This is a genomic window from Streptomyces sp. NPDC059994, from assembly GCF_042737755.1.
Taxonomy (GTDB): domain Bacteria; phylum Actinomycetota; class Actinomycetes; order Streptomycetales; family Streptomycetaceae; genus Streptomyces.
On record NZ_JBHWUR010000069.1, the window covers coordinates 29,485 to 39,982 of the forward strand.

Annotated in this window: 14 protein-coding genes; 6 read left to right on the forward strand and 8 right to left on the reverse strand. The window is 68.5% G+C overall.

Annotated features, from left to right (window positions below; genetic code table 11):
• Window positions 1-92: 92 nt before the first annotated feature.
• On the reverse strand, window positions 93-254 hold the full coding sequence (locus ACFWA7_RS27670; protein WP_385536898.1) for a hypothetical protein: 162 nt from the start codon (window positions 252-254) through the stop codon (window positions 93-95).
• 205 nt (window positions 255-459) lie between these two features.
• Window positions 460-675 (reverse strand): hypothetical protein, encoded by a 216-nt coding sequence (locus ACFWA7_RS27675; RefSeq protein ID WP_385536900.1) that lies wholly within the window; start codon window positions 673-675, stop codon window positions 460-462.
• A gap of 595 nt (window positions 676-1,270) precedes the next feature.
• Here ACFWA7_RS27675 and ACFWA7_RS27680 point away from each other — a divergent pair.
• Both ACFWA7_RS27680 and ACFWA7_RS27685 read left to right on the forward strand, forming a co-directional pair.
• Window positions 1,271-1,516: a DUF2283 domain-containing protein gene (locus ACFWA7_RS27680; RefSeq protein WP_385536903.1), complete on the forward strand. Its 246-nt coding sequence runs from the start codon at window positions 1,271-1,273 to the stop codon at window positions 1,514-1,516.
• A gap of 135 nt (window positions 1,517-1,651) precedes the next feature.
• Window positions 1,652-1,936 (forward strand): DUF3027 domain-containing protein, encoded by a 285-nt coding sequence (locus ACFWA7_RS27685; RefSeq protein WP_385536906.1) that lies wholly within the window; start codon window positions 1,652-1,654, stop codon window positions 1,934-1,936.
• 181 nt (window positions 1,937-2,117) lie between these two features.
• Here ACFWA7_RS27685 and ACFWA7_RS27690 read toward each other — a convergent pair whose 3' ends face one another.
• The 3 genes from ACFWA7_RS27690 to ACFWA7_RS27700 form a co-directional block, all read right to left on the reverse strand.
• A complete protein-coding gene (locus tag ACFWA7_RS27690) occupies window positions 2,118-3,341 on the reverse strand; it encodes a hypothetical protein (protein WP_385536909.1) in 1,224 nt (407 codons plus the stop codon).
• A 151-nt stretch (window positions 3,342-3,492) separates the two neighbouring features.
• Complete coding sequence (locus ACFWA7_RS27695; RefSeq protein ID WP_385536912.1) at window positions 3,493-5,136, reverse strand: hypothetical protein; 1,644 nt, start codon at window positions 5,134-5,136, stop codon at window positions 3,493-3,495.
• Complete coding sequence (locus tag ACFWA7_RS27700; RefSeq protein ID WP_385536914.1) at window positions 5,133-5,540, reverse strand: hypothetical protein; 408 nt, start codon at window positions 5,538-5,540, stop codon at window positions 5,133-5,135. The genes ACFWA7_RS27695 and ACFWA7_RS27700 overlap by 4 nt, the downstream gene beginning before the upstream one ends.
• A gap of 176 nt (window positions 5,541-5,716) precedes the next feature.
• Between ACFWA7_RS27700 and ACFWA7_RS27705 the strand changes: the two genes are divergently transcribed.
• On the forward strand, window positions 5,717-6,394 hold the full coding sequence (locus ACFWA7_RS27705) for a hypothetical protein (protein ID WP_385536917.1): 678 nt from the start codon (window positions 5,717-5,719) through the stop codon (window positions 6,392-6,394).
• 522 nt (window positions 6,395-6,916) lie between these two features.
• The gene (locus ACFWA7_RS27710) at window positions 6,917-7,147 is read left to right on the forward strand and encodes a hypothetical protein (protein WP_385536920.1); all 231 of its coding nucleotides are present in this window, start codon (window positions 6,917-6,919) and stop codon (window positions 7,145-7,147) included.
• Between the two features lie 228 nt (window positions 7,148-7,375).
• Here ACFWA7_RS27710 and ACFWA7_RS27715 read toward each other — a convergent pair whose 3' ends face one another.
• On the reverse strand, window positions 7,376-7,726 hold the full coding sequence (locus ACFWA7_RS27715) for a hypothetical protein (RefSeq protein ID WP_385536923.1): 351 nt from the start codon (window positions 7,724-7,726) through the stop codon (window positions 7,376-7,378).
• 27 nt (window positions 7,727-7,753) lie between these two features.
• Between ACFWA7_RS27715 and ACFWA7_RS27720 the strand changes: the two genes are divergently transcribed.
• On the forward strand, window positions 7,754-8,233 hold the full coding sequence (locus ACFWA7_RS27720) for an FG-GAP repeat domain-containing protein (protein ID WP_385536939.1): 480 nt from the start codon (window positions 7,754-7,756) through the stop codon (window positions 8,231-8,233).
• Between the two features lie 185 nt (window positions 8,234-8,418).
• Complete coding sequence (locus ACFWA7_RS27725) at window positions 8,419-8,682, forward strand: hypothetical protein (RefSeq protein WP_385536926.1); 264 nt, start codon at window positions 8,419-8,421, stop codon at window positions 8,680-8,682.
• Between the two features lie 160 nt (window positions 8,683-8,842).
• Here the strand turns inward: ACFWA7_RS27725 and ACFWA7_RS27730 are convergent, their stop codons facing one another.
• Both ACFWA7_RS27730 and ACFWA7_RS27735 read right to left on the reverse strand, forming a co-directional pair.
• The gene (locus ACFWA7_RS27730) at window positions 8,843-9,544 is read right to left on the reverse strand and encodes a hypothetical protein (protein WP_385536928.1); all 702 of its coding nucleotides are present in this window, start codon (window positions 9,542-9,544) and stop codon (window positions 8,843-8,845) included.
• Window positions 9,545-9,751: 207 nt separating this feature from the next.
• Window positions 9,752-10,498, reverse strand: a 747-nt coding sequence (locus ACFWA7_RS27735) for an FG-GAP repeat domain-containing protein (RefSeq protein WP_385825724.1), incomplete at its 5' end; no start/stop codon positions are given.

Consider the following 10,498-nt stretch of genomic DNA (forward strand, 5'->3'; position numbering starts at 1 on the left):
TCGTGCTCGGCGTAGTGGATGACTGCCTAGCACTTCTGTAGGGCATTCGGCTCGGCCCCATGACGCCAGGATGACCACACTTCGAGGACCTCCTAGGCCAGGTCGACTTCGAGCAGGTAGGCGAGGCCGTGCGGCGGCTGGTCAGGCACTTCCACGGCAGCGTCCGAGGTGGCACTCCAGGGTCTGGCTGCGAAGATCGTTGCTTCAGCGGGCTGATCATCGAGAGACTGCACAACATCCAGAAGCGAGGGCATGCCAGAAAGTATGCAGCCGGCTTCGAACGGGACGCTCTGTGAGATGGCATCCGGGCTTGCGGGAATCCGTTCGCGGGTCGTTTCCCCAGCCGCGTACGGTCTTCGCATGACGAGGACCACGCCGGACAGGCCGCGGTGCCCGTGGAGGCGGTGTTCCCGGAGTTTGGCCGCCGCTCACCGGGGCCGGACGACCCGCCGTGACGACTCAGCGGTCGGCGTTCCACACCGTGTCAGGGGGCAGGGCGCCGTGGATGAGGACGTGTCGGACGATCCGGAACGCTTCGCCAAGAGTCACTGTGCCGGTGTGGGGGTACTCGTCGTTCTGCCCGTTCTCCAAGATGAAGCCGTTGCTGGCACCTTCGGCTCCAAGTGCCACAGCATGTTCACCAGGGCCGTCTTCGTCGTCGAGCAACATCACCATCGCTCGCTCGGTGTTCGTTGCGACCGCAAGGCATCGCCCCCTTGAGCTGATCAGCCACGATTGAAGGTGTCCACCGGCGATCCTCCGGCCGAGCTCGTGGACAGCCCCGTCCGCTGTCAGCGGGAGGGCCCCCCTCCCCGAAGCCCCATATCTCGATCACGGACACAACCATCTCACGTAAGGACGAGAGCAGTTCGCCTCTCGACCAAGGCCGTCGGGTGCGCGGCGGAAGCATGCGACGGCTGCACCCAGATGCGGATGGCGTGGGTGTTGCGGCTGCCTCGGTTGTCTCGATGCCTGGGCCGCAGCCTCCCGCGCAAGTCCAGCTCCTCGATCAATGACCCCATCAGCGTCGCCTCCTCCGCCCACACGCTAGAGACCCAACCACGCCACCATGACCCCAAACAGCGTCTCCGAGCTCAGCCCTTCCCTCCAGGAGAGCTACACCCAACTCCATTGCAGCACCGCCCGCCTCACCGACATCGTCAAGGCCGTGCTGGTCTTGCACCTCCCCTCGGCAGCCCATAGTCGCTGCGGCCGGAGGCATGGACAAGGCCAGCGCCACCATCAACGGCAGCAAGGGAGCGCACTCACCGTGGCTGACGTCAGAGTCACCTACGACAAGACCGTGGACGCAGCGTACGTCTACCTCACCGAACCGCAGGCCCGCGTGGAGTCCGCCCGCATGTATCCCTGCGATCCGGTGAACGCTGACGCCATGATCAACCTCGACTTCGACGAGCAGGGCCGCCTCATCGGCATCGAAGTGTTGGCGGCCAGTTCAAAACTGCCCGAGTACCTGCTCCAGGACGCGGAGAGGATCGACACCGAAGGTGCATGAACTGTCGAGCACCACGCTCGCGGCAAGCAGGTGGGATTCAGCTCATTGGCCTGTGGCTCGCAGGAATCAGCCGGCGGGTAGCGCCGATTCCGTGCAGACTGGTGCGCCGAATTCGGCGAAGAGGGTGGGGAGCGGATGGCGTCGGGCAGGCATCAGGGGGACGGCAATGGCGGGGGCGGCGACGAGGTTCATGGGCGCTGGTTGCGGCTTTTGAATCGCTGCACTGGCGAGCCCGGTTATCGGGACGAATGGTTTGACGAGCAGTGTGGCGGATGCCGGTTCTGGATCGCGCTGAGTGGAGAGCTGGGCCTGGACTGGGGAGCGTGCATCCGTGCCGACTCGCTGTTCGACGGGCGGGTGCGTTTCGAGCACGATGGCTGCGAGGGATTCTCCGCCCGTGACGATGGCACCTTCGGCTGACGACGTCCATGGAGGCGTCTCAGGCGTCTGCCTGGCCTGGTCCGTCGTCACAGCCCGTGCGGGCCAAGGGGACGGAGACACTCGGTGTTTCCCGTGAGGTTCTGCCCGGCCCTGTGGCAACGGCGCAAGGGTTCGTGAGCCGAACGGTCTCATTGCTGCGGTCGGCGAGCCTGGCGCAGTCTCATCGGAGTTCCGGCCCTGGTGCTGCGCTGCCCGCTCTCTGTTCTGGGCCGGGCGGCAGGGACCGCCACCAGCGCAGGAGGGACATGTGGACGATGTGGGCGAATGTGGGCAGGTACATGGGGAGTTCGTCGAGGGGCCAGGCGATGGGGCCGACGCCGTAGCCATCGCGGTACCGAAAGGGCCGTTCGGCCGGGATGTCCTGGTCGCGTTCGGGGGGCTGCAAGAGCGTGTATGGAAACGGTTGGCCGTCGTGGAGCAGACGTGAGCGCAACTCGTACACGCGGCCCAGGGCGTTCTTGAGTGCTTTGGTGCTCCAGTCCAGTCGGGCCGCTTCGGTGAGTGGGCGTGGTGCCGGCGGGGGTGGGGCAAAGTCCGCGAAGAAGCGCTGGAAGCGGCTGGTGGCACGCAGGTGGCTGTGAAAGGCGCCGGCAATGGGGGCCAGGAGGTCGGGGGCTGTACTGGCTTCGATGAGCGCGGTGGCCACCTTGCCCGGTGCGCTGCGTCGGAACAGGTCGACGGCGTCTTGTTCTTCACGCTGGTAGTGGGTGGCGGCGACTTCCGCCGCGGTGACGAGCTGGAGCCATGCCTGTTCGGGGTCGTCGTCGGCGATCCAGAGCGCTGTGGCGAAGTGGCGGGCCGCGCGCAGGAGAACTCTGGCGTCCTCGGCAGACATCGCTGGCAGAAGCTTCAGGTCGGTTTCGGCGTCGCGGATGTCCACGGCAGCGTGGGCGAGGGCGGGCCAGGCACTGTGGACGGGCTGGAAGAGTGCGAGGGTGGGCGCGCGGTGCGGGAGCAGTTCGGGGACGCCGGCAGGGTCAGCGTTTGGGCTGAAGCGGCGGGTGCGGCCGCCCGATCTCATCCGCACGCCCAGGGCCAGGCTCAGCAGGCAGGCTGCCTGCTGGTCCAGCTGCACGTTGAGCCACCATCGGGCGTTGGCTTTCATCTGGTCAAGGTCAGGGGCAGGCCTGGGCGGTGTGAGGGTGTAGCGGGCGCGTAGCAGCAGGCGCGTGGAGGCGGTCGGCGACGGGTGTGTCAGGTCGGAGTAGGTCAGGAACATCTGGAACGGGCCGACTTCAAGGGGATCTGGCGGACCGTGGAGTTCCGCATCGGTGTACACGAGGGCCTCCCAGCCGTCGCCGTTCGGGTCGGCTCCCGACCACGCCTGCAGGATGTCGGGCACCGGATCATCGGCGCCGCCCCTCTCACCGTCTCCTCCAGCCATCTGTTCATCCTGGCACCATGCATAGCCGCCTGCCCCGGAAAACCCCACAACAGGTCAGCCACGCAAAGACCCCCTCCCCAGCCCGCGTCGTAGAGCCTGCTGCTCGTACGGGCGGGGGCGGCGGGAGGATGGTGGTCGCACCTGCGAGCCGTTACGGCGTCGGACCGCCCACGCGCGGTTCCGGACTGTGTGGTTGCACCGGATTCGGTCGCGCGGCTGGGCGCAGTCGCTGGACAGCTTCGGTGAAGTGTGTTCTGCGCTGTTCGCTGGCCTCGCTGATGCGCTGCAGCTGTGCCACCTGCCTGGGAGAGAGCGAGGCGGCGGGTGCTGGAAAGAGGCGGACCACGGCGTTGTCGAGGTCTACGCGCGAGATGGGGTGGTCGGCGGTGTCGGCGAGGCGGGCCAGGGCGCTGCGGAGCGCGTCGTCGTTTTGTCGGCAAGTGCTGTGTTCGTTGACGAGGTGTGCGATCTGGCGGTGGTGGGCGGGGTAGAAGCGGACGTGGGGCGGGATGGCCTGGGAGCGGTGGTCGATGCTGTCGGTGACCAGATGGCCGGTGCGCCGTTCTATCAGGACCGGGATCGCTGCGGCGAGGTGGCGGCCGGCAGTCGCGGCCTGGTAGAGGGCTTCCCAGAGTGGGCCGGGGCCGCCGGTCTCCTCCCAGATCACGGCGGGCGGGCGGGTGGGGTGGCCGCGGGTGCCGTGGGTGGGCTGCCAGGCCGGGCCGTAGAGCAGGCGTCCCGTGCGCACGGCCAGGGTCTGGGCGAGGGCGCAGGCGGGGTGGGGGCTGTCCGGGCGGGGCATGGGGACGGCTTGGTGGCGTCGGACGGTGGCCAGGTCGTAGGGCGGCAGTTGAGGGTGGTCGGTGGGGTCGTTGAGGTCCACGATGTGGTGCCAGGACGCTGCGGCACTGTGCCAGTGCCGGGCCGCCTCCAACAGTGCGGTGACCGCCTCTGCGCTCGCGGCGTTGCGGGATGTGGGGTCGGCGTGGGTGTGGCGCACGAGTTGGGCGGACAGCAGCCGCATCAGGGAGAGCGAGCGGGCCAGGCGCGTCAGGTCGGTGCCGCTGAGGTGTGGCGGTACGGGGCGCCCGTGCGCGCTCTCGAAGGCTGTCCGCAACAGGTACTCGCTGCCGGTGGACAGTTGCTTGAGGGTAGTGGCGCCGGGTTCGCTGGATGGGAGAGGGCCGGGAGGAGGGGCCGGGGGCAGTGAGGCTATGGCGTGGCGAGCGGCGGGGGCGTGGGTATGGCGCCCGAGCACGGTGGCCTGGTCGAGGTGGGCGCGTGCCGCCGTCAGCTCGTCGCGCAGCACGGAGGATACGGCGGCGTCGGCAAGGTCGGCGGTCAGGCGCCCCAAGTGCCAGGTCACGTCGGTCATTCGCAGTGCGAGGTAGTGCTGGTGGCCGGCCTGGGCCAGCAGCAGCGCGTAGTGGGTCAGGGGTTCGCCGTCCGGGCCGCGGTGGGTGTTCAGGAGGTCACGTGCCGCGGCCACAAGGGTGCGCGTGTCGTCAAGAGGCGTAAGCCGCGGCGGGCCAGTGGCGAGGCTGTGGGCGGTGGTCATGCGGTGCGCGGCGGCGAGGAAATGGGTGCGCAGGTCGTTCGTCGCCGCGGCCATGACGGTGTGCTCGGTGTCATCGCCACTCCAGCCGAAGTCTCTGGTGGCGGAGTCCAGTTCGGACAGGATCGCGACCGCGCCCTGAAGGAGTGCCGGGGCGTAGGTGCTGTCGGCGGCCACTGTCCTGGCCGCCGCGATATGGCGGACTGCCTGGTCGAAGAGGTGGCCCAGTTCGACGGTCATGACAGCCTCAAGGCGTTCGTTAAGGCCTGGTGGGATGCGCGGACATGAGCCGCAGCCGCCTGCCGTGCCTGGGGGTCGGGCTGGAGATGCTCGCCGCCCGGCGCGTCCAGCAGGGATGCCAGACGGCCAAGCAGTTCCGCGCACTCGACCACGCCAGCACCGAGATCGTCGGGGATGTCGGCCGGGCTTCCCTGGGTCGGTGCTGTCAGGGATCGGCGGACGTCGCCGCATGACTGAGCCGCAGCCATCGCCGCCACAGGATCGGCGTGCGGGAGCCAGGTCACGGCATCCGCGAGCCGCTCCGCAAGGTCCAGGACGTCCCAAGCGGCGGCCCGTGCCTGCGCAGGGCGGGCGCTGTCCAACCGAGAAGCCAGACCATTGCGTTGCTCTGCGGCATCGTCCATACCGCAAGGGTACGTTCGAGGACACCGGGTTGGAGCGGACCGCGTTCTCCGGCCGGAACGGCCTCTCATCGATCGTGGTGGCGGCTTGGGTGGGCAGCCCTGAGACGGTGAGCTAAGCCCGTGATAGCGTCGCTCTCTTCTCCGGCAGGTCCGGACGGAGTCCTGCAAGGCACCTCATGACCGACCCCCACCAGCAGTTCCAGGACGCCCTCGATGCCCTGGACGCTGCCTTCGCACCCCGTGCCGAGCCGTTCGTTCCCGTGGACGGCTGCACCCACTGCTACACCGCAGCCAATCTTGAAGCCCTGGCCGGTCCCGTGCACCAGGTGTCCGAAGACCTGCTCTACTCCGTCGCGCATAAAACGCCCGACCACTGGGACGACTTCCCCGGCCTGTACCGCCGGCTGACGCCCCGGATCGTCCGTCTCCTCACCGCGGACCAGCTTGACCACGCCCTGGTTGCCTCCCGCCTGCTCGCCGCCAACTGGCGGAACTGGCCCACGCCGGAGCGGACAGCCCTTCAACAGGTCTTGCACGCCTGGTGGCGCTCAGCTCTGCACACCCACCCGAGCACCGGACACATCGCCGACATCCTGGAAACACTCGCGGTCACCACGGGTACGCCAGCTCCCTGGCTGGCCGTGTGGGCCGAGACCCGCACCGAGGCCTCCGATCTGCACCTCGGCGACGCGCTCGACCGCTGGCTCATCGAGGGCGAACTCGCCGACCTCCACCTCGGCTTCTACGACGAACTGCACGCCACACCCGCGCTGCTGCCCTGGCTCCTCTCCCTGGAGGACGGCCGCATCGGCGCAGCCCAGCTCATCGAGGTCGAGCGCATCGCATACAGCTGAACGATCTCGTATGAGGGTGCGGCGGTGCCACCGCGGCCGCGCCCCGCGTGAGCGCGCGGTCGACGGCGGCGCCTCGTTCCTGGGTGGTGGTGTGGGCGCGGACGGGCATGTCCTGGTACTTCACCGAGCACCAGATCCGTTCGATGCGGTTCAGCTCCGGCGATCTGAGCGGAGGTAGACCAGGTGGACCTCGATGGCCGCCAGCTCTGTGAGGATTCCCGCACAAAGCCTGGGAAGGGCTCGTCGTGTGAGCCGGAGGGGGGATGATCGACTCATGCGAGGCAGCTTCGAAGACGTCCCCCTGAGCATGCTTTTCCCTCTACAGTCGCCTGCCGATGTGGACTTTTTGAATCAGGCGGCCTGTACGGTCGACGCGGCTCGTGCCGGTCGAGACACGGCGGATTGGGAGTGGGCCCTGGAGCATGCCGCCTTCCCTGGCCCGCAGCTGGGGACGCCGATCATCCTCGGACTAGACGTCATCGAGCGCGCCAAGGGGGCGACCAGCTGGAGTTCCAGCTGCACATGGTGTGGACCGACCTGGGCCGCCTCGCAGTCGACACGGCGGTGAACGTGGCCTGCTGGTGCGACACCGATCACGCCACCCATGGCGTCGACGCCGTCAGGCTCGCGGTCGGCGAGGACACCTCGCTGCCCGAGACCTTCCGTGCCGGCACTGAACGTCTGACCGGCTGGCTGGCCGATCCTCACGACGCGGACTACTGGCGTGCCCAAGCGGGACTGCCGCCCCGGTGACCCCGCTGAGAGGTCCCGCGCCAGAGCCACGCTCATCCGTATCCGACTGAGCACGTCCACGACTGGCACGTTCTTCGTAGCCGGTGATCATCTCGATGGCGCGGTCGGCCGGTTCGCATGGCGGGTTGCCGACGGTAGGGATTCCGCACAGATGGCGCCGCGGCTTCAAATATCTTCCCCCCCTGTCGGGCCGCTCGGTGGCGCTGGTGCAGACACCCGGCTGGCCGGTCACATGCCTATACGGGTGGGCACTGCGTCCGCGCGCCCGTATCCAAGTACCTGGGCGAGGACTACACGGAACTCCCTGATGTCTTCGGCCGGTGCTTCGATGACGGCTTCGATCTCGTGGTCGGTCAGCCGCAGGTCTTCCAGCGCTTCGGGATCGAGTGAGATGCGGAGGACGTTGGCCGTCAGGACGGCAAGGGTGGTTTCCAGCCGCGCTGGAACACGGAGTCCACGTTCAGCGCCTTCGTTGCCACCGCGCCCCTCGACCGGGACAAGGACGGCGCCGGGGACGCCGCGTGGTACCTCGACAAGAGCGGGCTGCTGACCTACTCGTGGGCGGAGGGCGAGGGTCACCTGAAGGAGATCGGCCGGGGCTGGCAGATCTACAGCACGTTTCTCTCGCCCGGCAATCTCGGCGGCGCCGGCGCGGCCGACGTCCTGGGGGTGGACCGCTCGGGCGTGATGTGGCTCTACCTCGGCTACGGCGACGGCACGCTGACGTCCCGTTACCAGGTGGGCGGCGGCTGGGGTCAGTACACGGAGATCGCCGGTCAAGCCGACCTGACGGGCGACGGCAAGACCGACATCGTCGCCCGTGACCGCTCGGGCACGCTGTGGCTGTACAGGGGCACCGGCGACTACAAGGCTCCGTTCCAGCAGCGCACCAAGATCGGAGGCGGCTGGAACGCCTACGACCGCATCCTGTCCATCGGCGACCTCGACGGCGACGGCCGCAGCGACCTCCTGGCCCGAACCACCGGCGGTGACCTGTACCGCTACTCCGGCAATGGGAACGCCACCGACCCGTTCAGCAAGCGCGTCAAGATCGGCTACGGCTTCGGCGCCTACAACATCCTCTGATCGCACAGGCGCACCTGGCCCGCGGGGGCGGGGCCGGGGTGCCTGATGCATACGGATGGGGGCGGCCCGCTAGCCGGGGCCGCCCCCATCGTGTGTGTTGGATCCCTCAGGCAGCTGCGCGCCGCCGCCTGCTAGCGTGCAGCGCCGGCTGTCCGCTGTGGGGGCGGCGTGGAGAGGGGGGTTTCGTGGCGTTGGGTGTTGTGTTGCTGCTCATGGGGTTGGCGGGCGTCGTGATCGGGCTGAGGGTTGCCTTCGACGTGCGAGGTGCCGCCGTGCAGCTGGAGCGGAAGATGGAAGCCAACTACGCGCTGCGGGCGCAGGCGCAAGGGCACCTCAACCCACCCGACCGGTGGGTCAGCGCTACGGGCTGGCGGTGGTTCGCAGGAGTCATCGCCCTTCTGAGTCTCTTCGTGGGCTTCGTCGGCCTGGTCTTCATCGTCGCTCCGTAGAGATGCCCGCGCGGCAGAACCGCCCGGGCGTCCGGGTGAGCGTTCAGGTGGCCCCGCACGCGGTCCCGTGAGGCTCAGGGCTGCTGTTGGGGCGGCGGTCAGCACGTCGAGGCAGTCGGGCGTTCCTACGCAAGAGTTGCCTAACCGGTTGGCGGGTTGCTCAGTGGCCGCGAGAAAGAGCGCGGCTCGGTGGGGCGGTGTTGAACGCGTTCACCCACCCGGCCAGCCGTGGTGCCGGTGTTCGGCTCCGAGCTGGGCGACATGATCGGCCGGGCTCCGTCCCAATTTGGGCTCGCCCCTGCTCGTGGTGGCGCATGCACTCCCCGATCGCGGACACCGTCGGCTCCTCGCCCTGCAAGGACTGCTGGAGGGAAAGCTGGATGCCGTGATCCTTCGTGCTGATCCCGGGCAGGCCCAGCCTGCCGGGCCGGTCCCACGCGGGTACTTCCGTGACCGGCAGCCCCTCCGCTTTCCAGCCGGCGCGCAGGTGCGCGAGAGCGGCGAGGTAGTCGGCGCGGGTCGCATAGTGCAGCGTCCAGCGGTAGCGAGGCTCACTGCGCGTCACGTCACCCTTGTCGAAGCCGAAGTCGTCGGGGCAGCTACTGGTCTCCTCTTGCGCTGCCTCCTCCGGTGTGGCGCCGGGTCCGGTGCCCGCCAGTTGCGCGGTGGGCCGCAGCCGCGCGACCGTGTCCATCCCGGCCTGCTTGGTCCGCACGGCATTGACCCGAAGGTCCGCCTCCGCATGGATCTGGCCTTCAACCACCTCGCAGGCACTGGTCCCAAGCACCACCACCAGCAGAGGGAACACCAGGACGGCAGAGCGGCGAACACGGCGCCGCAGACAAAGCGATTCGATCGGCATACAGTCGATCAAAACCCCTGAACAGCCAAAACGGCAGCGCACACCTACTCATCCCCCTCTGAGTACGCCCTCTGCCCCGTCCCCACCTCCCGCCGGGTGAACCCGGCCCTCGGGTCCCGAGACGGGAGTGCCCCGTCACCAGGTGGCGTGAGGTCGCCGGGTGACGGGGCGCTCTTCGTGGTGGTGGGTGTCTGCCCGCTGCGGGGTTTAGTACAGGTCGCTGTACGTGTTCCAGCCGTCGCCCAGCTTCACGCGGGACTTGAAGCCGCCGTAGCCGTTCGAGTCGTAACGGAACGCCTCACCACGGGAGTTGGTGGCGATCAGGTCCGCGCGGCCGTCGCCGTTGAGGTCGCCGGGCGCCGCGAGGTTCTTGAACTGCTGCCAGCCCGGGCCGATGTAGAGGCGCACCTTGAACGGTGAGGTGGAGATGCCCGTTCCCGGGTGGAGGTAGAGCTTGCCGTCGCCGGTGCGGGCGACGACGTCGGCGAGGCCGTCCCCGGTGAGGTCATCGGCGCCGAGGATCTTGTCGTAGGCGTTCCAGCCGCCGCCGATGTTCAGGCGGGAGGCGAAGCCGGTGCCCTGGCCGTTGCCGCGCTGGAGCCACAGGGTGCCGGAGCCGTCGCGGGTGAGCAGGTCGCCCTGGCCGTCGTTGTTGAGGTCGCCGGGGCCCACGACCAGGTTGTAGCCGCCCCAACCGCCGCTGATGTAGTGGTTGTCGGCGTACAGGTTGTTCTCGTAGACCTCGATCAGATCGGGGTCGTTGTCGGCGTCGAGGGAGGACGCGTAGCCCATGCGGGAGCCGAGCCAGCCGCCGCCGGCGCTCACCTGCTTGCGGGTGCTCAGCGTCCCGTTGTTGAGCGCGTAGTAGTAGTACAGCGTTCCCTTGCTGTCCCGGCCCATCAGGTCGCTCTTGCCGTACGTGGTGTTTCCGCCTTGCGAGGCGAACACGACGGA

What these genes read in the sequence shown, in the direction of transcription:
- ACFWA7_RS27710 (WP_385536920.1), top strand. Translation starts at nt 6,917, where the DNA reads ATGGTGTGGACCGACCTGGGCCGCCTCGCAGTCGACACGGCGGTGAAC.
- ACFWA7_RS27705 (WP_385536917.1), top strand. Translation starts at nt 5,717, where the DNA reads ATGACCGACCCCCACCAGCAGTTCCAGGACGCCCTCGATGCCCTGGAC.
- ACFWA7_RS27730 (WP_385536928.1), bottom strand. Translation starts at nt 9,544, where the DNA reads ATGCCGATCGAATCGCTTTGTCTGCGGCGCCGTGTTCGCCGCTCTGCC.
- ACFWA7_RS27670 (WP_385536898.1), bottom strand. Translation starts at nt 254, where the DNA reads ATGCCCTCGCTTCTGGATGTTGTGCAGTCTCTCGATGATCAGCCCGCT.
- ACFWA7_RS27675 (WP_385536900.1), bottom strand. Translation starts at nt 675, where the DNA reads ATGGTGATGTTGCTCGACGACGAAGACGGCCCTGGTGAACATGCTGTG.
- ACFWA7_RS27695 (WP_385536912.1), bottom strand. Translation starts at nt 5,136, where the DNA reads ATGACCGTCGAACTGGGCCACCTCTTCGACCAGGCAGTCCGCCATATC.
- ACFWA7_RS27690 (WP_385536909.1), bottom strand. Translation starts at nt 3,341, where the DNA reads ATGGCTGGAGGAGACGGTGAGAGGGGCGGCGCCGATGATCCGGTGCCC.
- ACFWA7_RS27685 (WP_385536906.1), top strand. Translation starts at nt 1,652, where the DNA reads ATGGCGTCGGGCAGGCATCAGGGGGACGGCAATGGCGGGGGCGGCGAC.
- ACFWA7_RS27700 (WP_385536914.1), bottom strand. Translation starts at nt 5,540, where the DNA reads ATGGACGATGCCGCAGAGCAACGCAATGGTCTGGCTTCTCGGTTGGAC.